Origin of the sequence: Shinella sp. M27 (genome assembly GCF_049199905.1) — a bacterium.
GTDB lineage: Bacteria > Pseudomonadota > Alphaproteobacteria > Rhizobiales > Rhizobiaceae > Shinella.
In genome coordinates this window covers 1,904-21,596 of record NZ_JBLZPK010000032.1, presented here as the reverse complement: position 1 = coordinate 21,596, position 19,693 = coordinate 1,904, and the positions used below count along the sequence as shown (strand labels likewise).

The following is a 19,693-nucleotide window of genomic DNA, read 5'->3' as shown; positions in this document are numbered from 1 at the left end:
ACATCATGCGCGTTCAGGTCGTCATCATCGGTTCGGGTCCGTCGGGCCTGCTGCTCGGCCAGCTTCTGGGCAAGGCCGGCATCGACACCGTCCTTCTCGATCGCTCCAGCCGCGCGCATATCCTGTCGCGCGTGCGGGCCGGCGTGCTGGAGGAAGGCACGGTTCGTCTGGCGGACGCCGCCGGCGTCGGCGCACGCCTCAAGGCCGAGGGCCTGCCGCATGACGGCTTCTCGCTCGCCTTCGACGGCCGCGACCACCGCATCGACCTGCACGATCTCACCGAGGGCAAACGCGTCATGGTCTATGGCCAGACCGAACTGACGCGAGACCTGATCGAGACACGCGAGGCCGAAAGCCGGCTAACGATCTACGAGGCGAGCCATGTCACGCCGCACGGTTTCGACGGCGGAACGCCCCATGTCACCTATGAGAAGGACGGCGTGACGCATCGCATCGATTGCGATTTCATCGCCGGCTGCGACGGCTTTCACGGCGCCAGCCGCAAGGCCGTGCCTGACAAGGCCATCCGCACCTTCGAGAAGGTCTATCCCTTCGGCTGGCTCGGCATTCTCGCCGAGGTGCCGCCGGTCGATCACGAGCTGATCTATGCCAATCATCCCCGCGGCTTCGCGCTCTGCTCCATGCGCTCGCTCACCCGCAGCCGCTATTACATCCAGTGCGCTTTGGATGAGAAAATCGAGGCCTGGTCGGACGATCGCTTTTGGGACGAGTTGCGCCGCCGCCTGCCCGCCCACCATGCCGCGGCGATGGTGACGGGGCCGAGTTTTGAAAAATCCATCGCGCCGCTGCGCTCCTTCGTCGCCGAGCCGATGCGGTTCGGCCGGCTGTTCCTCGTCGGCGACGCCGCCCATATCGTGCCGCCGACCGGCGCCAAGGGCCTCAATCTTGCGGCAAGCGATGTGCATTACCTCGCAAGCGGCCTTATCGAGCACTACGCGGATCGCTCGAATGCCGGCCTCGACGCCTATTCGCAAAAGGCGCTCGCCCGCGTCTGGAAGGCCGTACGCTTCTCCTGGTGGATGACGAGCATGCTGCACCGTTTCCCCGGCACCGGCGCCTTCGACCAGAAGATCCAGGAAGCCGAGCTCGACTACCTCACCCATTCCCGCGCCGCCGAGACGGCGCTGGCGGAAAACTATGTCGGCTTGCCCTATTGAGCGGCTACCTGCCGGTAGATTTCCACCGCCGCCCGCACCAGCGCCGCGTTGTCCGCCGCCAGCATTCCGTCCGGCAGCACCCGCCCATCCTCGAGACCGACACGCGTCGACCAGCGCCTGGTGGCCGCAATCCCGGTAAAATGCCAGACCGTCTCGTCCATGCCATGCAGCTGGACCGGCCGGCGCAGGCCGGCCTTGTCGAGAACCGCGTGAATGCCCTCCGCAACCGCCGTCGCCGCGTCAAAATCCTGCTCACCGATCTCGATGAGAATGCGCAAGGGCGGCCGCTCCAGTGTGATGCCGACAAGCCGCTCCGCATCGGCAACCGAGGCGAGCCCCGCCTCGATCCCCACGCCGCGCGCCGAGAGGGCTTGCATGACGGCGGGCGCGGCCGGTTCCGACAGGTTCACCGAGGCGTAGTCCGGCAGCTCCCGCCAGGCGGCGATGGCCGCAAGCGTGCGCGCATCGTTCTTCTCGATCCAGTCTCCGGTGGAAACGCCGACCAGCGTGCCGGGCACGGCCGCGCGCACCAGCCGCAGGGTGTCGTCCATGACCTCGGCCGCAAGGCTCTCGCGCCCATCCGCGCCACGCGTATGCAGATGGATTTCGCCGGCACCGGCGAGGATGCAGGCGAGGCAATCCGCCGCCATCGCCTCTGGCGTCAGCGGCAAGGCCGGATGGAAGGCCGCGTCGCGCGCGCCGTTGATGCAGGCCTGAATGATCATGCAGCACCCTCCTCGTGCGGTTCGGACCACGAGGCTGGCACGGCGCGTCGCGCCATGCAACCGCCGTCAGGCCCGCGGCGCCACCGCGCCCGCCACCTCACGGATCGTCTGCATGAGGATGGCGAGCGGCAGGGAGGGTGCGATCTCCGCCCGCATGGTGAGGCCGACGGCGCCCTTCGTTTCGCTCGTATCGATCGGCAGCGCCGCCAGCACGCCCTCGGCAATATCGCCGGCCACCACCCCTTCGGAGATGATCCAGACTGCGTCGCTGTCGCGCACGAAGGCGCGGCCGAAGGCGTCGGAGACGGTCTCGATCGGGTTCGCCACATAGGCGATCCCGTTGGCGATCAGGAAGCGTTCGACGAAGGGCCGGATGATCGAACCCTCTGTCGGCATCAGCACCGGATAGGCATCGAGCCCGACAAAAACAGCACCCCCTGAAAGCAGGGGATGTCCGGCGCGCACGCAAAAAACCACCTTTTCCGAATAGAGATGCTCGAAGGAAAAGCCGGTCATCTGCTCGGGCGCAGCGAGCCGCCCGACGACCAGATCGAGATCGCCGAGGCGCAATTGCTCCAGCAGCACCGCATTCTCCCCCGTGACGATCTTGATCCGCGCGCCGGTCTCTTCCGCCAGAAAGAGCCGCATCGCCTTGGGCATGATGCGCGTCGAGACGGTGGGCAGCGCACCGATGCGCACCGGCGGTGCTTCGCCCGCGCGCGCCTGCGAGACCGAATCGAGCCCGTGACGCAGCGCCGCGAGCGCCGCCCCGGCATGGCGCAGAAACACCTCGCCCATGCGGGTGATGCGGATGCCGCGCCCGTCGCGCTCGAAGACGGCGACACCCAGAACCTCTTCCAGCTCGCGGATGGTCTTCGTCACCGCCGGCTGGCTGACATGCAGGAGGCCGGCCGCCTTCATCACGCTCTTCTGGCGCGCCACCTCGACAAAGGTCTGGAGATGGCGGACCTTGATACGGCTGTCGATCACGCTTTTCATAACCCATCAGTTATCAGATCGGCTGAAAATATCATTTTACCGAACCGGATTGAAGGATCAATCTGCGGCAACGGGAGGAGACAGACGTGCAATTCGCAACCGTCAACGACGTGATCCTGCATCACCAGCTGATCGGCGGGCCGGCCGGCAAGCCGGTCATCGTCTTCATCAATTCGCTCGGCACCGATTTCCGCATCTGGCGCGACGTCGTGGTGCGCCTTGCCGGCGATTTCCCGATCATCACCTATGACAAGCGCGGCCACGGCCTGTCCGATCTCGGCCAGGTGCCCTATTCGATCGACGACCACGTGCTGGATCTCGCCGGCCTGCTCGACCGGCTGAACGTCCGGGAGGCCATCATCTGCGGCCTCTCCGTCGGCGGCATGATCGCCCAGGGGCTGGAGGCGAAGCGCCCGGATCTCGTGAAAGGCCTCGTTCTCTGCGACACCGCGCACAAGATCGGCACGGCCGAGATGTGGAACGCCCGCATCGAAAGCGTCGAGACGAAGGGCATCGAGAGCCTGGCCGACGGCATTATGGAGCGCTGGTTCACGCCGGCCTTCCGCCGGCCTGAGAACGCCGCCTATCACGGCTACCGCACCATGCTGACGCGCCAGTCCGCCGTCGGCTATGCCGCCACCTGTGCGGCGCTGCGCGATGCCGACCTCACGGAATCGACCAAGCGCATCGCCGTGCCCACCCTCTGCGTCGTCGGCGATCAGGACGGCTCGACGCCGCCGGATGTCGTGCTGTCCATGGCCAAACTCATCCACGGCGCGCGCTACGAGGTCATCAAGGATGCTGGCCACATTCCCTGCGTCGAGCAGCCGGAAATGCTGACCGAGATGATCCGCGCCTTCATCGACACCATTCCCGCCGGAGGAAAGCTGCATGCCTGAACCGCAATCCGAGCGCTACCGGCAGGGCATGGCGACGCGCCGCGCCGTGCTGGGCGATGCCCATGTCGACCGCGCCAGCGCCGCCGCCACGCCCTTCGACCAGCCCTTCCAGGAGCTGATCACCGAAAGCGCCTGGGGCACCGTCTGGTCGCGCGCCGGCTGGACGAAGCGCGAGCGCTCCATGGTGACGATCGCGCTGCTCGCGGCACTCGGCCATGACGAGGAGGTGGCGATGCATGTGCGCGCCACCGCCAATACCGGCGCGACACGCGCGGACATTGCCGAGGCGCTGCTGCATGTCGCCATCTATGCCGGCGTGCCCGCCGCCAACCGGGCGATCCGCGTGGCCAAACAGGTCTTTGCGGATATGGATGCGGAACAGGCGGCCTGAGGCGACGATGAACGATCTTCCCAACCGAAAACCCGAAACCGGCGCCTTCTTCGCGCGCGATCGCCTGTGGCACCCGCCCGGCCTCACCCCCGGCTACAAGACCTCCGTGCTGCGCTCGCCGCAGAAGGCGCTGCTGTCGCTCGACGGCACGATCTCGGAAATCACCGGCCCTGTCTTCGGCCACTCCATTCTGGGTGAGCTCGACAACGACCTGATCCATAATTTTGCAAAGCCGGGCGAAAGCGCCATCGGCGAGCGCATCATCGTGCATGGCCGCGTGCTGGACGAGCGGGCACGCCCGGTCCCAGGCGCGCTCCTCGAATTCTGGCAGGCCAATGCCGGCGGGCGCTATCGCCACAAGAAGGAAAGTTACCTCGCGCCGCTCGATCCGAATTTCGGCGGCTGCGGCCGCACCATCACCGATGCGGACGGCTGTTATGCCTTCCGCACCATCAAGCCCGGCCCCTATCCCTGGCCGAACGGCGTCAACGACTGGCGCCCGGCGCATATCCACTTCTCCGTCTTCGGCCACGGCTTTGCCCAGCGGCTGATCACGCAGATGTATTTCGAGGGTGACCCGATGATCTGGAAGTGTCCCATCGTACAGACGATCCCGGACAAGGCGGCCGTCGAGCAACTGGTCGCCGCGCTCGACTGGGGCAACACGATCCCGATGGATGCGCGCGCCTACAAGTTCGACATCGTGCTGCGCGGCCGCCGCTCGACGCTGTTCGAAAACCGCATGGAGGGCAATTGATGGTCCAGTCCCTCGGTTATCTCAAGGAAAGCGCCTCGCAGACCGCCGGCCCCTATGTCCATATCGGCCTGACGCCCAACCATGCCGGCATCGGCGGCGTTTACGACACCGACCTCGGCGCCGTCATGGTCAACGACAGGACGCTCGGCCGGCGCATCACCATCACCGGCCGCGTGCTCGACGGCACCGGCACGCCGCTGAAGGACGCGCTCCTCGAAATCTGGCAGGCCGACGCCGCCGGCCTCTACAACAGCCCGTCCGAACTGCGCGGCAGCGCCGACCCCAACTTCACCGGCTGGGGCCGATGCGCCACCGACGGCACGACCGGCGAATACCGTTTCGACACCATCAAACCCGGCCGCGTCCCCTTCCGCGACGGCCGCCCGATGGCCCCACACATCTCCGTCTGGATCGTCGCCCGCGGCATCAATCTCGGCCTCAACACAAGGATGTATTTCGCCGACGAGGAGGCCGCCAACGCTGAAGACCCGGTGCTCGCCCGCATCGAACACCGCGTGCGCGTGCCGACGTTGATCGCCGCGGGTGAAGGCGATCACTATCGCTTCGACATTCATCTGCAGGGTGAGAAGGAGACCGTGTTTTTCGATATTTAAAGCCACTCATGGTGGCCGCTCTGCCTATAGGGGCATTATCGGATCAAAGCCGGAGGTCACAAAAGGAGTTGCCGCACATGACGCTCACTTCCTATCGCTCGCTGTTCTGGTGGACAAATGCACAGCCGTGTTCGAGGATGGAGTATGACTTCTCCGAGACTCCTCCCGTGTCCCTGCTGCAGTGCGTTGACCATATGTGAACCAGCAGGTTTTGAGATCTGCGAACGCTGCGGATGGGAAGATGATGGTCAAAGTGACGCCGACGCTCACGTTGTGAGGGGAGGCCCCAACGGTCCTTTGTCTCTCGCCGCAGCGCGCCTCAACTACCTGCGGACGGGTCACTGCGGATACTGACATGTCAGCGCGATTCGGGGCGAGGCATCACTCAAGATAACTGAGCTGATAGTAAACTTCAGCCGGCGTTCTGCTCGACTAACTAATTGCTGGCGGCGCTTTCGGTCGGGGGTATCGCGGTACGGAAATCAACAATACCTGCTCCACACCGCTCTATATCCGGGCGTCCTTCATTCCCTTGGTCGTGTCAGGACTTGAACCCCACGCCCCATCCAGCCCACGCCCACGCTATCCGCCGAAAAGAGGCACCCCATGACCGTTTCGCCCTTCGACCACCCCTACCTCTCCGGCCTCGTCGGCGACGAAGAGGTGGCATCGTTCTTTTCCGCCGCGGCGGAGCTGGAGGCCATGCTGGCCTTCGAGGTGGCGCTGGCGAAGGCGGAGGCCTTGGCGGGGGTCATTCCGGCCGATGCGGCCCACGCCATCGCGCGCGCGGCGCATCGTTTTTCGCCCGATGTCACGAGCCTGCGTGCCGCGACGGCGCGTGATGGCGTCGTCGTGCCGGATCTCGTTCGGCAGCTGCACGCCGCCGTTAACGAGCCGCATGCAAGACACCTGCATTTCGGCGCGACCAGCCAGGATGTCATCGACAGCAGCCTGATGCTGCGCCTGTCGCGCGTCCTGCCCCTTTTGGAGGACCGGCTGGACGGGCTGATCGGCGGACTGGCCGCCCTCGCGGCGACGTTTGGTACACACAGCCTGATGGGCCGCACGCGTATGCAGCAGGCCATTCCCATCACCGTGGCCGACCGCCTCGACAGCTGGCGCCAGCCGCTGGAGCGCATTGCCGAACGACTGCAAATCTTTGCGCTGGAAGGGCTTGCCGTGCAGTTCGGCGGCGCGGCGGGCACGCTGGAAAAGCTTGGCGACAAAGCTGCCGCCGTGCGCGCCACGCTGGCCGATGAACTCGGCCTCGTCGACGCGCCGCAATGGCACAGCCAGCGCGACCGCGTCACTGAACTTGCCGGCCTGCTCGCCGCCATCACCGGCAGCCTCGGCAAGATCGGGCAGGACATCGCGCTGATGGCGGATCGCGGCGGGGAGATCATGCTTGCCGGGGGCGGCGGCTCTTCCGCCATGCCGCACAAGCAGAACCCGGTCGCCGCCGAAGCGCTGGTGACGCTCGCCCGTTTCAACGCCGCCCAGCTTGGCGGCATCGCTCAGGCGGCGGTGCATGAACAGGAGCGCTCGGGTGCCGCCTGGACGCTCGAATGGCTGATCCTGCCGCAGATGGTGGTCGCCTGTGGGGCGGCACTGAGGCTCGGCGGCGAACTTTTTGCCGCCATCCGCCAGATCGGGACGGAATAAACGCTGCCCTGTTCCATGCGGAACAGCGCGCGGCGGAGGATCGTGGGAAAGTCTGCTCACACCGGATGAGAGAGGCTCATCCTACAGAGATCAGGAGATCCCCATGCGCAAGATCATTGTTTCCGCCACCATCGCCCTTATCGCCGCCGTTTCCTTCGCCGCTCCCTCGCAGGCCGGCTACTACGGCTACGGCCACAAGCCGCACTGCTTCATCAAGAAGATCAAGTCCTACGACTACTATGGCAACCTGGTGATCAAGAAGATCAAGGTCTGCAAGTAATCCAGCCTTCCACTGACCTCCCCGAAAACCCGGATGTCCCCTGCATCCGGGTTTTTGTCATGCGCCGATGCGCTTGTAGAAAAAGGTCGTCGCGCAATAGCGGCCGTCCGGATAGAGCGCATAGTCGGGAATGACGCCCGCCCGCTGCCAGCCGAGCCGTTCATAGACGGTTTCCGCCGGGCTGCCGGTCGCGGTATCCAGCACCAGCACGGTCTTGCCGCGCCTTGCGGCTTCGGCTTCCGCCGCCGTCATCAGGGCGCGCGCCACGCCCCGGCCGCGTTCGCTTTCCATGACGAGCAGCTTCTTCACATCCGCCCGGTGCGGCTGGTTCGGCATCTGGCTGATGCCGATCTGCACCGTGCCGACGATGCGGCCCTCCCGCTCGGCGGCAAAGAGCAGCGTCGCCTGCGCGCCGACGGCCGCCGCCACGCCTTGCCAGAACGGCACGGCATCGGCAGGCCCATAGGGCGCCATGAAGCCCACGGAGGCGCCGCCCGCCACGCAATCGGCCAGCACCTCGGACAATTCGCCGATGCGGGCCTGCGCTTCGGCTTGGTCGAGCAGTCTGATATCGCTCATTTTTCCCTCAGGCTCTGCCGCGGTCCAGCACCACGGCATAATGCGCCGGCGCGTCGCCGGGGTTTTCGAAGACATGGCCCTCGGTGATGCTCATATAGAGGCAGTCGCCGGGGTTAAGATCATGCACGGTTCCGGCAATCGTCATGCGCAGGCGCCCGGAAAACAGCCAGACATGCTGCGTCATGCCGGCCTTGGCCGTCTCCGGCGGATAGGCGATGCGCGCACCGGGGGGGAACTCGACATCGATCACCTCGACGCGCGCGGCCGTGTTGGCGGCCGAGACGGCGCGGCGCTGGTAGCCGGTTTCCGGATCGCGCCAGACGGTCTGCGTCTCCCGCCGCGACAGCGGATCGCCCGCCTCCCCCGAAAAGGCGAAGAAGGCCGACAGCGTCAGGTCGAGTGCGGCGCAGAGCCGCGAGAGCAGCTGCGCCGTTGGGCTCGCCTCGCCGCGCTCGATGCGCGAGATCATCGCCCGGCTGACACCAGAGGCACCGGCCAGGTCGTCCAGCGTCTGATTGCGGGCCATGCGCAGCTGCCGCAGCCGCTCGCCGATGGCGCTTTCCAGGGGATCGCTTTCATTTTCCATTATCATGGAATAATTCTCCCGGATAATGGAGTCAACCGGCATGACCTCATCCCAAAATAATTCTCGTCCATGGCGCTCCGGCGACAATGCGACATCGGCCTGACCAGATATGGTGGCCGCACGAGAATCGGAGGGAGCGGCACATGGCGGGGGAAACACAGCGGGCGTCGTCGCTCTTTTCCATCACCGCCATCGTCGTCTCGATGACCTTCGTCGCCATCGGCAACGGCATCATGCTCGCCTATGTGCCCTATGTGCTGTCGCGCGCCGACGCGCCGTCCTGGACGCCCGGTGCCGCCGTCACGGCCATCGCCTTCGGCGGCCTGCTCGGCTGCATCCTTGCCGGCCCAGTCATTCGCCGCGTCGGCCATGCACGGGCGTTTTCCTGCTCAATGGCGCTCGTCCTCATCGCCGCCTTCCTCGTGGCGCTCGGCGTCAATCCGCTGCTGTGGGTTTTGGCACGCGGCATCTACGGCACGGCGGGCAACGCCAATTTCATCATCGCCCAGAGCTGGCTGAACCACGCCGCCGACAACCGCTGGCGCGGCAAGGCCATGTCGTTCTTCTACATGGCCTATGTGCTGGGGCTCGGCGTCGGCGCCTGGCTCTTCGGCCAGATGCCGGCCGATGGCAATCTCGCGCCGCTCGTCACCATCTTCGTCACGACGCTCGCCATCCTGCCGATCGGCCTCACCCGACTGCCGACGCCGCCGGCACCCGCCAGCGTCAGCGTGGATTTCGCCATGGCCTGGCGCAATTCGCCCGTCGCACTCATCGGCGTGCTCGCTGCCGGCGGCCTTTCCATGGTCGTGCAGGGTTTTACGCCGATCTACGCCGCCACCAACAATGTCGGGCAGAAGGACGTGGCGCTCCTGATGTTCGTCATGCAGTTCGGCCTGCTCTTCGTGCAATATCCGCTCGGGACGCTGTCCGACCGCATCGACCGGCGCGTCGTGCTGATCTTCACCTGCCTGCTCATCACGGGAGCCGCCATCGCCGCGCTCTTCGTCTCCTTCCAGGCGCTGGTCATCCTCATGCTGGTCTTCGCGCTCTGGGCGGGAGCGACCGAAAGCGTGTATTCCATCGCCAACGCCCATGCCAACGACCGCACGGATCCCGAGGATTTCGTGCCGCTCGCCTCGACGCTGCTCGTCGCCTGGTCGGCGGCGGCAACGCTCGTGCCGCTCGCTGTCACGGCGCTGACGCCGACCTTCGGCCCCAAAACCTTCATCTATGCCGCCATGGCCGTCGCGGTCGCCTACGCCGCCTTCGTCGCACACCGCCTGCGCCGCCGCGAGACGGTGCCGGTGGAGGCACGCGAGACCTTCGAGATCAGAAGCGCCCAGGTGCCGAATGCCGGCGCGCTGGTCGAAGGCCAGAACGCCCCGGAATAGCGACGCTTCCCGTCCCGAAACCCTTCATTTACCGCTTTGCGGGAATCCAGTGCGCTGCTATATGGCGCGCATGAGCACCAACACTTCGACGCCCCTCGACCATATCCGCAACTTCTCCATCGTGGCCCATATCGACCACGGCAAGTCGACGCTCGCCGACCGTCTGATCCAGACGACCGGCGGCCTTGCCGAACGCGAGATGTCGGAACAGGTCCTCGATTCGATGGATATCGAGCGCGAGCGCGGCATCACCATCAAGGCCCAGACCGTGCGCCTGCACTACAAGGCCAACGACGGCGAGACCTATGTGTTGAACCTCATCGACACGCCCGGCCACGTCGACTTCGCCTATGAAGTCTCGCGTTCGCTGTCGGCCTGCGAGGGCTCGCTTCTGGTCGTCGACGCCTCCCAGGGCGTGGAAGCCCAGACGCTCGCCAATGTCTACCAGGCGATCGACAACAACCACGAGCTCGTCACCGTGCTCAACAAGATCGACCTGCCGGCAGCCGAGCCCGACCGCATCAAGGAACAGATCGAGGAAGTCATCGGCATCGATGCCTCCGACGCTGTGCTGATCTCGGCCAAGACCGGCCTCGGCATTCCCGACGTGCTGGAAGCCATCGTCAAGCGCCTGCCCGCGCCGAAGAGCGAAGGCGGCGAGAAGGCCCCCCTGAAGGCGCTGCTGGTCGACTCGTGGTACGACACCTATCTCGGCGTCATGGTTCTCGTGCGCGTCATCGAAGGCCGCATCAGCAAGGGCCAGACCATCCGCATGATGGGCACGGACGCCAAATACACCATCGAGCGCGTCGGTGTGCTGACGCCGAAGATGGTCGCGATGGACTCACTCGGCCCCGGCGAGATCGGCTTCATCACCGCCTCGATCAAGGAAGTGGCCGATACCCGCGTCGGCGACACGATCACCGAGGACAAGCGCCCGACCGCCAAGGCCCTGCCGGGCTTCAAGCCGGCCCAGCCGGTGGTGTTCTGCGGCCTCTTCCCGGTCGATGCCGCCGATTTCGAGGACCTGCGCTCGGCGATGGGCAAGCTGCGCCTCAACGACGCCTCGTTCTCCTTCGAAATGGAATCGTCGGCGGCGCTCGGCTTCGGCTTCCGCTGCGGCTTCCTCGGCCTGCTGCATCTCGAAATCATCCAGGAGCGTCTGGAGCGCGAGTTCGATCTCGACCTGATCGCGACGGCCCCCTCGGTCGTCTATCAGCTCTACATGACTGACGGCACGATGCGCGAGCTGCACAACCCGGCCGACATGCCCGACGTCGTGAAAATCTCCGAGATCCACGAGCCGTGGATCCGCGCGACGATCCTGACGCCCGACGATTATCTCGGCGGCATCCTCAAGCTCTGCCAGGACCGCCGCGGCATCCAGATCGAGCTGACCTATGTCGGCACGCGCGCCATGCTGACCTATGACCTGCCGCTCAACGAAGTCGTCTTCGATTTCTACGACCGCCTGAAGTCGATCTCCAAGGGTTATGCCTCCTTCGACTACCAGATCACCGACCACAAGGAAGGCCATCTGGTGAAGATGTCGATCCTGGTGAACGGCGAGCCGGTCGATGCGCTTTCCATGATGGTGCACCGCATGGCCGCCGAAAAGCGCGGCCGCGACATGTGCGAGAAGCTCAAGGAGCTGATCCCGAAGCACATGTTCAAGATCCCGATCCAGGCCGCCATCGGCGGCAACGTGATCGCCCGCGAGACCATCTCGGCGCTGCGCAAGGACGTGACGGCCAAGTGCTACGGCGGCGACGCCACCCGCAAGCGCAAGCTGCTCGACAAGCAGAAGGCCGGCAAGAAGCGCATGCGCCAGTTCGGCAAGGTGGAGATCCCGCAGGAAGCCTTCATCGCCGCACTCAAGATGGGCGACGAATAAGACGGAAAAGGGAGGCTCAGCCTCCCTTTTTTCTTGCCGCGGATATCCTCACGACGGCGGCAGCACCTTGCCGACATCGCCGTTCAACAGGCGCTCGAACGGCCGGGGCGGCAGCTTTCCGGGGTTGGCGTAGGGATTGGAGAAGGCGAAGATGAAGAACAGGATGACGCCGGAATAGGCGCCGAAGAACGAGAGCAGGACGAGGTGCGTCTTGGTCGGCCGATAGACGTAGAAGGCCGCCGAAATGATGATGAGGCCGATGATCGCCGGTCCCCAGAACAGGCCGGAGAAGCGGCCGGCCGACGACGCCTCGCGCAGCTGCCGGTAGCGGGCGATGGTCGCGGTCTTTTCGCGCATATGGCCGCTCAGGTAGCGTTCGCGTTCCGTGGCCGGCACCAGGTCCAGCACGCGGGCATAAACGGCGTTCCACTCCTCCCAGGCCCGCGGCGAAAGCCCGTCGCGATGCGCCAGCCGTTCCCATTCCTCGTCGACGACGATAGCGACGTAGCGCGCGAGCCCCTGCTGTACCGGCAGCGTGATCGCGCCGCCATAGCGGCCCGCATCGTTGAAGACATCCGAGATCGCGATCGCTTCATCGACCAGCGTGGCGCGCACGCCCTTGTAGTCGTCGAGTTCCTGCGCATAGACGAGGCCGAGAATGAGGCTGTGCAGCGTGGCGACGCGCACGGCGACGTTTCCCGCCACTTCCAGCGTCCTGTCGCCCTCCTGTCCCGGATGCAGCAGCCGGCGCGCGACGAAATAGGAGGCGAGCACCACCCCAATGGTCGCCAGCACGACGCCGAAGCCGGACAGAAGGGAGGAGAGGATGTCGGTGAGATCTTCCATGTGCACACCATTCGTCACGCCCCGCCAAGAATCAAGCAGGAGGCGTGCGCGATCCTCGCTCTCCGCAGCACAATTTTCCCCGCCCTCTCAACCTGTGCCTACAATCCCAACCATCTCGTCACGGATACACTGCCAGGCGTGGCAGCGAGGCGGGATCGGCGCTTTCGGTGCGGGAAGGACGTAGGCCTTCATCGAAAGGGTCCGCGGAAAATGGTCTCCCTCCGGCGATCCGGGGGAAGCGGCGGGGCGGCGGACTGTTCCCTTCGTTTCTCCTGATAAATTCGGCGGGCGTGCCTGTGTGGCACACAAAGGGATCGGGTTTGGCGCCGGATGACGTCCGAGGGGTTTCCCTGGTTTGTCCGGCGCGATGGAAGACGGTGCCGACCGGCGGCCATGGCTGCGGCACCGTAAGTCTGAGGGCGTGCATGGCGCTTTCCCACGGAAAGGCACGCCACCGTTCCCATAGACCCATCCTCCCAGAGAGACCGGAGTCGCAGGCAAAAACCGCCGAACGGGGCGCCGGAAGGTGTCATTTTACCTATTTCAGATGCGGCACCACCGGCGCTCCGTCCGAAATGCTCTTTGAACCCACGGGCGGAAAATCCGCCGCGTGGACCGTGGCTTGTGGAGACGCCTCAGGCGTTCTCGTAGATTCGCTGCCCTTCGAGAAGAGCCGTGTCGAGCCGGCCGCCTGCGGGAAAGAGCGACAGCGTTTCCGGCTTGTCGACACCGTCCACCAGCCGGTGACATGTCTGCACCTCCCCAAGCACGGTCGTGACGGGGATGACGCCGGCCCAGATCGGCAGGGCGAAATCTTCCTCGTCGTCGCCGACGCCCTTGGCGCGGACCTTTGCGGCGGCATCGTCGATGACCATGGCGATGATCGTCGTCGCCTTGGCCTCCTGCGGCGTGATGGGGCGCAAGAGCGCGCTGCGTTCGGGATAGAAGCGGTCGACGACGTCGCGCATCGCCGTAATCTTCTCCGCCTCGTCCTCGACGAGCCGCGCCGTGCCGAAGCACATGGCGGAGCGGTAGTTGGCCGAATGGTTGAAGCCGGAGCGGGCGAGCACGAGACCATCGAGATGGGCGACGGTGAGGCAGGCGGGCGTGCCAGCCTTGAGGTGGCGCAGCATGCGGCTGGCCGACGAGCCGTGCCAGTAGAGCGTGTCGCCCCTGCGCCAGAACAGCGTCGGCGTGGCATAGGGCTGGCCGTCGATGACATAGGCGACATGACAGAGCATGGCCGCATCGAGGATGGCATGGACCGCTTCGCGGTCATAACTGCCGCGCTCGTGCATGCGCTTGACGCGGTTGCGCGGGGTGACGGGGTAGGATGCGGTTTCGGTCTCGGCGGTCATGCGGCTCTTGCCTTTCAAACACTGTGCCGCCATGGTGCGCCATGCCATTGGATCGAAAAAGCACCAATTCAGAGGAAAAAATCAGGACCAATCTTCCGGATTGGTCCTCGCTCATTCCCGTCCTGCCGACGGCGGGAAAACGCACGCCGGCGCTCTACCGCGAACTGCGCCGGCTGATCGAGGCGGGCGGCATCCCGCCCGGCGCCAAGCTGCCGCCGTCACGCGACCTTGCCGGCCGGCTGAAGACATCGCGCGGCAGCGTGGTCGCCGCCTTCGAAATGCTGATCGCCGAGGGTTATGCCGAGGCCCGCACCGGCGCCGGCACCTTCGTCGCCGGCCGCGTGCCGACGGTGAAACCCACGATCCCCGCACCATCGGAGAGCGTCGCACCCAAAATGCCACTGCCGGGCACGCTCGGCGTGGCGATGGCCGATGCCCGCACGCTCGGCCTGTTCCGCACGCTGCTTGCGCGCCACCTCGCCCGTCCTGGCCCGGAGCATTTTTACTATGGCGATCCGCGCGGCGGCGATGCGCTGCGCCAGGCCATCGCCGCCTATCTGCGGCAGGCGCGCGGCGTGCGCTGCGAGGCGCGCTCGATCGTCATTACCACCGGCACGCAGCAGGGCATCGACCTCGTCATCCGCAGCGCGCTTGCCGTCGGCGACCGGGTTATGATCGAGGATCCCTGTTATCCGAGCGCCCGAGCCGCTCTTGCCGGCGCCGGTCTTGCTCTCACCGGCCTGCCGGTCGATGCGGAGGGTGCGGATATCGGGCAGGCCGTGCCGGGCGCCAAGGCGGTCTATGTCACGCCCTCGCACCAGTTCCCGCTCGGCGTCGCCATGAGTATGCGCCGCCGGCTTGCGCTGATCGACTGGGCGCGGGAGACCGGCGGCTGGATCCTTGAGGACGATTATGACAGCGAATTCCGCTACGCCGGCCCGCCACTTGCCGCCATGCAGGGCATGGATGACAGCGGCCGCGTGATCTATCTCGGCACCTTCTCCAAGGTGCTGTTTCCCGGCCTGCGGCTCGGCTATGCCGTGCTCCCCGAGGCGCTGCTCGATGAGGTCATCGCGCTGCGCATCCGCACCGACCGCAGCCCGCCGACACTGGCCGAGGCCGCGCTGACCGACCTCATCCGCGAGGGTCATTTTTCAGCGCATCTGAGGCGGGCAAGGCGGCAGGCGCAGGCGGCACGGGATGCCCTGGTCGCAGGGCTTTCTACGGCGCAGAACCTCACCGTCGATGTGCCGGACCAGGGTCTGCACCTCGTCGCAGCGCTACCCCCATCGCTTGCCGATACGCAGGCCGTCGAGATCGCCCGTCAGGCCGGGCTGGGTGTGCGCGCCCTCTCGGCCATGGCCGTCACCCATGCGCAGCGGCAGGGTCTGGTGATCGGCTTCTCAGGCTTTGCACCCGAAGTGCTGGAGGCGGCCGCAAGGCGATTCGCGGCCGCGATCGCCGGTCGCTAGGCGACGCGGCGGGCTTCCGCCGCACCGATCGTCGCCACCCAGGCACGGGCCAGCGCAAGGCCGGTGGCGTCGGCGGCCGGGCCGTGTTCGGCGGCAAGGGCGTCGCGGTGTGCATACCATTCGGGCGCAGTGGTCCGGATCAGGTCCGGGAAGGTCTCGACCCAGGCCTCGACGACCGGGCGGCTCGCCTCGAAATGGAACTGCGTGCCGTAGATGGCACGGCCGAGGCGGAAGGCCTGGTTTTCTGCGGCGGCATTGCCGGCAAGGCGCACCGCACCCTCGGGCAACGTGAAGGAATCGCTGTGCCATTCGAAGATCGGGAAGCTGCCGGCGGCAGCGGACAGCACGGGATCGCCGGCACCGTCCTTGGTGAGCGCCACCTGGCACCAGCCGAATTCCGGATGGGTGCCGATCAGGTTCTCCGCGCCATAGGCTCGCGCCAGAAGCTGGCTGCCGAGGCAGACGCCGAGCACGGATTTGTCGGCATCGCCGAAGCGGCGCATCAAGGCGGCGAGATCCGGCAGATAGGCGTGGTTTTCGTCGTCGCGGGCATTCTGCGGCCCGCCCATGACCACGATGGCGTCATGGCCGGTCTCGTCGGCGGGGATGGCGTCGCCGGCATGGGGGCGGCAGATATCGAGTTCGGCGCCGACTTCCTCAAGCGCAATGCCGATCTGCCCGAGCAGCGTTACCCTGTCGTTTTCCACCACCAGAACCCGCATGCGATACTCCCTTTCGATATCGCGCGACACAACCATGCCCTTTTGCTTCGTTCAAGGGCTCAAACAGAAAGAACCCGGCTCTTTCGAGCCGGGTCAGGCGGGGAGGATCGACGAAAGGAAGAAATCAGCGGCAGACCTTGATGCGCTTGATGACGACGTTGCCGTAGTAGTCGTAGGACTTGATCTTCTTGATGAAGCAGTACGGCTGGTAATCGTAGCTGTAGTAACCGGCCTGCGAGGGGGCCGCGAAGGAGACGGCGGCGACGAGGGCAACGGTGGCGGAAACGATGAACTTGCGCATGGGGTCTCTCCTGATCGGTTAAGGATGAGTCTCTCTCATCCGGTGATCTGAAAGTCTCATATCGCCCGCCCCGCCGCTGTTCCGGATGGAACAGGGTCAGGGATAAATGACACCCTTGCGCAGGATCACATTCGCATAGAGCCGCGGCTCGCTGGTCTGCACCAGCGTATGGGCGGCGCGCACGCGGTTGTAGAAATCGGCGCCGACGAGCGGCACGACCTGGCGGTCCGGCTCGTGGTGGGCACAGCAGGCGATGATCTCGTGGTGGACGGGCTCCAGCGTGTCGCGCTCCTGGCGGAAGGTCGAGCGGAAGATCGCCTCCTCGACGAAATCGTCAATTGGCATGACGGACAGCACGGCATTGACGGCGGGGATGAGCGCCACACCGTCGAGGCGGACGAGGCGGCGGGCATGTTCGACACCGGGGTAATTGCCGTCGACGATGGCGATCTCGTCGCCGTGGCCCATGGCGCGCAGCGTCGAGAGCAGCTCGGGGCTCAGGATGGGGTCGATACCTTTCAACATTCAGGCAAGCTCCTTGAAGAGGACGTTATGATCAGGAAGATAGCGGGAGAACAGCGGCAGGCTGGCGCCGCCGACCGAGCGCGCCCGGCTGCCGACCGCGCCTTCGACGATCTCCGGCATGGTGACACCCTGCAGGTCGAGCCGGGCGACAGCGGCCCGCGTGGCGGCGACGACACGCTCGCGCACCCAGGCCGGAAAGCCGCCATCGATGATGACCGCCGAGAAGTCGATGACCGACGCCGAGGCGACAACCGCCTGCGCGAGTGCGGCCGCCATGTCGTCGATCCAGATCTGCAGCGGTGCGCCGAAATCAACCCAGTCGTCGGGCGAATACCAGACGGGTTTCGGATCGATGCCGTGTTCGCGCAGCAGGTTTTCCAGCCGGTAGATCGAGGCGATTTTCAGCAGCTGCACCGTCTCGCCGTTGCGGCCCTGCACGGGCAGCGGGCCGATGGCGCCGGCGGTGCCCGTCCGACCGGTGAAGAGCGCCGAATTCAGCACCACGCCGCCGCCGATGAAGGAGCCGATGAAGAGGTAGAGGAAATCGGGATATTGCGGGCCGAGGCCGAAGACCAGCTCGGCCGCGCAGGCGCTGGTCGCGTCGTTCTGCAAGGTCACGGGATAGGACACGCGGCGTGCGATCTCGGCCTCGAGGTTGACGCCGCGCCACTGGTCCATATCGGCCTGCGGGGCGCCCACCTCGCTTGCCCAGCTCCACAGCTCGAAGGGGGCGGCGACGCCGAAGCCGGCGATGCGGGCGCGCTCCTCCGGCGTGATCGAGGCTTCGAGCTCCGCCAGCCCCTTCTCGACGAAGGCCAGCAGCGAGCCGGGCATCGGATAGGGAAAGGTCAGCCGCACCTGCCGGCGGATGCCGCCAACGAAATCCATCAAGACGATATCGGCGCTGCGGCGGCCGATCTTGAGACCCAGCGAATAGACCGCATCCGGATTGAGCCGCATCGGCACGGAGGGCTGGCCGACCTTGCCGCGCATCGGCTCGCCGCGCATCAGCAGGCCCTCGGCCTCCAGCGCGCGCATGATGACGGTGACGGTCTGGGCCGAAAGGCCGCTGCGACGAGCGATATCGGCCTTGGACAGGCTGCCGTGCCGGCGCACCAGCGACATGACCAGGCGCTCGTTATAGGCGCGCACGCGCACCTGGTTGGCGCCACCGCTGGGATCGAGGATTTCGGCCGGCGCGGCAGGCGCCGTCGCGGCATGTTTGCTCATCGTCTCCTCCCGTCCCGGTCGCGGCGCAACGCGCCTCTTGCGGTCCTCTTATCGGCTGTCTTTCCGCTCTTCCATCGGAAATGTGACATCCGGGGTCTTCGCCCAATCTTGACCGGAGCATGCCACATCGGGTTAATAATTCAATTCGATTTATTTATTGACAGGCATTTCTTTTGGTGTTTTTCTCAAGCCCGGAAGCATGGTCGGCTGGCGGAGGAGCCGCACGGCCACCTGCGACCGGATGGCTCCCAGAGAGGAGCGCATCCCGTTTTGTCCTTGGGAGGATACCTATGAAGAAATCGATCATTTCCGCCGCTCTTGGCGCCCTTGCGCTCGGCGTGGCCTTCTCTTCGCCGGCCGCCGCCGCCGATGTCAGCGCCTGCCTGATCACCAAGACCGACACCAACCCCTTCTTCGTCAAGATGAAGGAAGGCGCCGAAGCCAAGGCGAAGGAACTCGGCGTGACGCTGAAGGCCTATGCCGGCAAGGTCGACGGCGATTCCGAAAGCCAGGTGGCAGCCATCGAGACCTGCATTGCCGACGGCGCGAAGGGCATCCTGATTGCCGCGTCCGACACCAAGGGCATCGTTCCCTCGGTGCAGAAGGCGCGTGAAGCCGGCCTGCTGGTCATCGCGCTCGACACGCCGCTGGAGCCGCTCGACAGCGCCGACATGACCTTTGCCACCGACAACCTGCTCGCCGGCGAACTGATCGGCAAGTGGGCCGCCGCAACGCTCGGCGATGCCGCCAAGGACGCCAAGGTCGCCTTCCTCGATCTGACGCCCTCGCAGCCGTCGGTCGACGTTCTGCGCGACCAGGGCTTCATGAAGGGCTTCGGCATCGACGTGAAGGACATCAACAAGATCGGCGACGAGGATGACCCGCGCATCGTCGGCCATGACGTGACCAACGGCAACGAGGAAGGCGGCCGCACCGCCATGGAAAACCTCCTGCAGAAGGATCCGTCCATCAACGTCGTGCACACCATCAACGAACCGGCCGCTGCCGGCGCCTATGAAGCGCTGAAGGCCGTCGGCAAGGAGAAGGACGTGCTGATCGTGTCGGTCGACGGCGGTTGCCCGGGCGTCCAGAACGTCATCGACGGCGTCATCGGCGCTACCTCGCAGCAGTATCCGCTGATGATGGCGGCGCTCGGTGTGGAGGCGATCAAGAAATTCGCCGACACCGGCGAAAAGCCGAAGGCCACCGAAGGCAAGGACTTCTTCGACACGGGCGTCGCCCTCGTGACGGACAAACCGGCAGCGGGCGTCGAGTCGATCG

22 protein-coding genes are annotated in these 19,693 nt (G+C 65.7%); 12 read left to right on the top strand and 10 right to left on the bottom strand.

All coding sequences use genetic code 11. The annotated features are described in order from the left end of the window. Nucleotides 1-5 precede the first annotated feature (5 nt). Nucleotides 6-1,178, top strand: coding sequence for a 4-hydroxybenzoate 3-monooxygenase (gene pobA, locus ACOZK4_RS12280; protein ID WP_421592117.1), 1,173 nt, complete (start codon nucleotides 6-8; stop codon nucleotides 1,176-1,178). Here the strand turns inward: pobA and ACOZK4_RS12275 are convergent. Continuing rightward, entirely contained in the window at nucleotides 1,172-1,903 is a 732-nt protein-coding gene (locus tag ACOZK4_RS12275) for a 3-keto-5-aminohexanoate cleavage protein (RefSeq protein ID WP_421592116.1), read from the bottom strand. The two genes, pobA and ACOZK4_RS12275, sit on opposite strands and share 7 nt — an antisense overlap. 66 nt (nucleotides 1,904-1,969) lie before the next feature. Next, on the bottom strand, nucleotides 1,970-2,893 hold the full coding sequence (pcaQ, locus tag ACOZK4_RS12270) for a pca operon transcription factor PcaQ (RefSeq protein WP_421592248.1): 924 nt from the start codon (nucleotides 2,891-2,893) through the stop codon (nucleotides 1,970-1,972). A gap of 95 nt (nucleotides 2,894-2,988) precedes the next feature. Here pcaQ and pcaD point away from each other — a divergent pair, with 95 nt between their 5' ends. The 7 genes from pcaD to ACOZK4_RS12235 all read left to right on the top strand — a co-directional run bounded on the left by pcaD (nucleotide 2,989) and on the right by ACOZK4_RS12235 (nucleotide 7,505). Beyond that, the gene (pcaD, locus tag ACOZK4_RS12265; protein WP_421592115.1) at nucleotides 2,989-3,801 is read left to right on the top strand and encodes a 3-oxoadipate enol-lactonase; all 813 of its coding nucleotides are present in this window, start codon (nucleotides 2,989-2,991) and stop codon (nucleotides 3,799-3,801) included. Next, nucleotides 3,794-4,192: a 4-carboxymuconolactone decarboxylase gene (gene pcaC, locus ACOZK4_RS12260; protein WP_421592114.1), complete on the top strand. Its 399-nt coding sequence runs from the start codon at nucleotides 3,794-3,796 to the stop codon at nucleotides 4,190-4,192. The genes pcaD and pcaC overlap by 8 nt, the downstream gene beginning before the upstream one ends. Nucleotides 4,193-4,199: 7 nt before the next feature. Next, nucleotides 4,200-4,949, top strand: coding sequence for a protocatechuate 3,4-dioxygenase subunit beta (gene pcaH, locus ACOZK4_RS12255; RefSeq protein ID WP_421592113.1), 750 nt, complete (start codon nucleotides 4,200-4,202; stop codon nucleotides 4,947-4,949). Next, a complete protein-coding gene (gene pcaG / locus ACOZK4_RS12250) occupies nucleotides 4,949-5,563 on the top strand; it encodes a protocatechuate 3,4-dioxygenase subunit alpha (RefSeq protein WP_421592112.1) in 615 nt (204 codons plus the stop codon). Before pcaH ends, pcaG begins: the two co-directional genes overlap by 1 nt. A 117-nt stretch (nucleotides 5,564-5,680) precedes the next feature. After that, nucleotides 5,681-5,917: a CPCC family cysteine-rich protein gene (locus tag ACOZK4_RS12245; protein WP_421592111.1), complete on the top strand. Its 237-nt coding sequence runs from the start codon at nucleotides 5,681-5,683 to the stop codon at nucleotides 5,915-5,917. Nucleotides 5,918-6,169: 252 nt separating this feature from the next. Continuing rightward, nucleotides 6,170-7,225, top strand: a complete 1,056-nt coding sequence (locus tag ACOZK4_RS12240; RefSeq protein ID WP_421592110.1) for a 3-carboxy-cis,cis-muconate cycloisomerase — start codon at nucleotides 6,170-6,172, stop codon at nucleotides 7,223-7,225. 103 nt (nucleotides 7,226-7,328) lie between these two features. Further along, nucleotides 7,329-7,505, top strand: coding sequence for a hypothetical protein (locus ACOZK4_RS12235; RefSeq protein ID WP_421592109.1), 177 nt, complete (start codon nucleotides 7,329-7,331; stop codon nucleotides 7,503-7,505). Nucleotides 7,506-7,562: 57 nt separating this feature from the next. On the opposite strand, the gene ACOZK4_RS12230 is transcribed toward ACOZK4_RS12235, so the two are convergent. Beyond that, nucleotides 7,563-8,084, bottom strand: coding sequence for a GNAT family N-acetyltransferase (locus tag ACOZK4_RS12230; RefSeq protein WP_421592108.1), 522 nt, complete (start codon nucleotides 8,082-8,084; stop codon nucleotides 7,563-7,565). Between the two features lie 7 nt (nucleotides 8,085-8,091). Next, nucleotides 8,092-8,670, bottom strand: coding sequence for a helix-turn-helix domain-containing protein (locus ACOZK4_RS12225; protein ID WP_421592247.1), 579 nt, complete (start codon nucleotides 8,668-8,670; stop codon nucleotides 8,092-8,094). 143 nt (nucleotides 8,671-8,813) lie between these two features. Here ACOZK4_RS12225 and ACOZK4_RS12220 point away from each other — a divergent pair, with 143 nt between their 5' ends. Both ACOZK4_RS12220 and lepA read left to right on the top strand, forming a co-directional pair. After that, a complete protein-coding gene (locus ACOZK4_RS12220; RefSeq protein ID WP_421592107.1) occupies nucleotides 8,814-10,064 on the top strand; it encodes an MFS transporter in 1,251 nt (416 codons plus the stop codon). 61 nt (nucleotides 10,065-10,125) lie between these two features. Further along, the gene (gene lepA / locus ACOZK4_RS12215) at nucleotides 10,126-11,958 is read left to right on the top strand and encodes a translation elongation factor 4 (protein WP_313531075.1); all 1,833 of its coding nucleotides are present in this window, start codon (nucleotides 10,126-10,128) and stop codon (nucleotides 11,956-11,958) included. Between the two features lie 48 nt (nucleotides 11,959-12,006). Here the strand turns inward: lepA and ACOZK4_RS12210 are convergent, their stop codons facing one another. Both ACOZK4_RS12210 and ACOZK4_RS12205 read right to left on the bottom strand, forming a co-directional pair. Continuing rightward, nucleotides 12,007-12,804: a hypothetical protein gene (locus tag ACOZK4_RS12210; RefSeq protein WP_421592106.1), complete on the bottom strand. Its 798-nt coding sequence runs from the start codon at nucleotides 12,802-12,804 to the stop codon at nucleotides 12,007-12,009. 635 nt (nucleotides 12,805-13,439) lie between these two features. Further along, nucleotides 13,440-14,162 (bottom strand): pyridoxamine 5'-phosphate oxidase family protein, encoded by a 723-nt coding sequence (locus tag ACOZK4_RS12205; protein ID WP_421592105.1) that lies wholly within the window; start codon nucleotides 14,160-14,162, stop codon nucleotides 13,440-13,442. Nucleotides 14,163-14,203: 41 nt separating this feature from the next. Here ACOZK4_RS12205 and ACOZK4_RS12200 point away from each other — a divergent pair, with 41 nt between their 5' ends. Continuing rightward, a complete protein-coding gene (locus ACOZK4_RS12200; protein ID WP_421592104.1) occupies nucleotides 14,204-15,634 on the top strand; it encodes a PLP-dependent aminotransferase family protein in 1,431 nt (476 codons plus the stop codon). Here the strand turns inward: ACOZK4_RS12200 and ACOZK4_RS12195 are convergent. The 4 genes from ACOZK4_RS12195 to ACOZK4_RS12180 form a co-directional block, all read right to left on the bottom strand. Beyond that, nucleotides 15,631-16,356 (bottom strand): type 1 glutamine amidotransferase, encoded by a 726-nt coding sequence (locus ACOZK4_RS12195; protein ID WP_421592246.1) that lies wholly within the window; start codon nucleotides 16,354-16,356, stop codon nucleotides 15,631-15,633. The two genes, ACOZK4_RS12200 and ACOZK4_RS12195, sit on opposite strands and share 4 nt — an antisense overlap. Nucleotides 16,357-16,480: 124 nt before the next feature. Then, nucleotides 16,481-16,657, bottom strand: a complete 177-nt coding sequence (locus tag ACOZK4_RS12190) for a hypothetical protein (RefSeq protein ID WP_421592103.1) — start codon at nucleotides 16,655-16,657, stop codon at nucleotides 16,481-16,483. A gap of 96 nt (nucleotides 16,658-16,753) precedes the next feature. Continuing rightward, complete coding sequence (locus ACOZK4_RS12185; protein WP_421592102.1) at nucleotides 16,754-17,182, bottom strand: RbsD/FucU family protein; 429 nt, start codon at nucleotides 17,180-17,182, stop codon at nucleotides 16,754-16,756. Continuing rightward, nucleotides 17,183-18,412 (bottom strand): ROK family transcriptional regulator, encoded by a 1,230-nt coding sequence (locus ACOZK4_RS12180; protein ID WP_421592101.1) that lies wholly within the window; start codon nucleotides 18,410-18,412, stop codon nucleotides 17,183-17,185. Between the two features lie 290 nt (nucleotides 18,413-18,702). Here ACOZK4_RS12180 and ACOZK4_RS12175 point away from each other — a divergent pair. Then, nucleotides 18,703-19,693: sugar ABC transporter substrate-binding protein (locus ACOZK4_RS12175; protein ID WP_421592100.1), on the top strand; the 991-nt coding region annotated here is incomplete at its 3' end.

What these genes read in the sequence shown, in the direction of transcription:
- pobA (WP_421592117.1), top strand. Translation starts at nt 6, where the DNA reads ATGCGCGTTCAGGTCGTCATCATCGGTTCGGGTCCGTCGGGCCTGCTG.
- ACOZK4_RS12275 (WP_421592116.1), bottom strand. Translation starts at nt 1,903, where the DNA reads ATGATCATTCAGGCCTGCATCAACGGCGCGCGCGACGCGGCCTTCCAT.
- pcaC (WP_421592114.1), top strand. Translation starts at nt 3,794, where the DNA reads ATGCCTGAACCGCAATCCGAGCGCTACCGGCAGGGCATGGCGACGCGC.
- pcaH (WP_421592113.1), top strand. Translation starts at nt 4,200, where the DNA reads ATGAACGATCTTCCCAACCGAAAACCCGAAACCGGCGCCTTCTTCGCG.
- pcaG (WP_421592112.1), top strand. Translation starts at nt 4,949, where the DNA reads ATGGTCCAGTCCCTCGGTTATCTCAAGGAAAGCGCCTCGCAGACCGCC.
- ACOZK4_RS12245 (WP_421592111.1), top strand. Translation starts at nt 5,681, where the DNA reads ATGCACAGCCGTGTTCGAGGATGGAGTATGACTTCTCCGAGACTCCTC.
- ACOZK4_RS12240 (WP_421592110.1), top strand. Translation starts at nt 6,170, where the DNA reads ATGACCGTTTCGCCCTTCGACCACCCCTACCTCTCCGGCCTCGTCGGC.
- ACOZK4_RS12235 (WP_421592109.1), top strand. Translation starts at nt 7,329, where the DNA reads ATGCGCAAGATCATTGTTTCCGCCACCATCGCCCTTATCGCCGCCGTT.
- ACOZK4_RS12230 (WP_421592108.1), bottom strand. Translation starts at nt 8,084, where the DNA reads ATGAGCGATATCAGACTGCTCGACCAAGCCGAAGCGCAGGCCCGCATC.
- ACOZK4_RS12225 (WP_421592247.1), bottom strand. Translation starts at nt 8,670, where the DNA reads ATGGAAAATGAAAGCGATCCCCTGGAAAGCGCCATCGGCGAGCGGCTG.
- ACOZK4_RS12220 (WP_421592107.1), top strand. Translation starts at nt 8,814, where the DNA reads ATGGCGGGGGAAACACAGCGGGCGTCGTCGCTCTTTTCCATCACCGCC.
- lepA (WP_313531075.1), top strand. Translation starts at nt 10,126, where the DNA reads ATGGCGCGCATGAGCACCAACACTTCGACGCCCCTCGACCATATCCGC.
- ACOZK4_RS12210 (WP_421592106.1), bottom strand. Translation starts at nt 12,804, where the DNA reads ATGGAAGATCTCACCGACATCCTCTCCTCCCTTCTGTCCGGCTTCGGC.
- ACOZK4_RS12205 (WP_421592105.1), bottom strand. Translation starts at nt 14,162, where the DNA reads ATGACCGCCGAGACCGAAACCGCATCCTACCCCGTCACCCCGCGCAAC.
- ACOZK4_RS12200 (WP_421592104.1), top strand. Translation starts at nt 14,204, where the DNA reads ATGCCATTGGATCGAAAAAGCACCAATTCAGAGGAAAAAATCAGGACC.
- ACOZK4_RS12195 (WP_421592246.1), bottom strand. Translation starts at nt 16,356, where the DNA reads ATGCGGGTTCTGGTGGTGGAAAACGACAGGGTAACGCTGCTCGGGCAG.
- ACOZK4_RS12190 (WP_421592103.1), bottom strand. Translation starts at nt 16,657, where the DNA reads ATGCGCAAGTTCATCGTTTCCGCCACCGTTGCCCTCGTCGCCGCCGTC.
- ACOZK4_RS12185 (WP_421592102.1), bottom strand. Translation starts at nt 17,182, where the DNA reads ATGTTGAAAGGTATCGACCCCATCCTGAGCCCCGAGCTGCTCTCGACG.
- ACOZK4_RS12180 (WP_421592101.1), bottom strand. Translation starts at nt 18,412, where the DNA reads ATGAGCAAACATGCCGCGACGGCGCCTGCCGCGCCGGCCGAAATCCTC.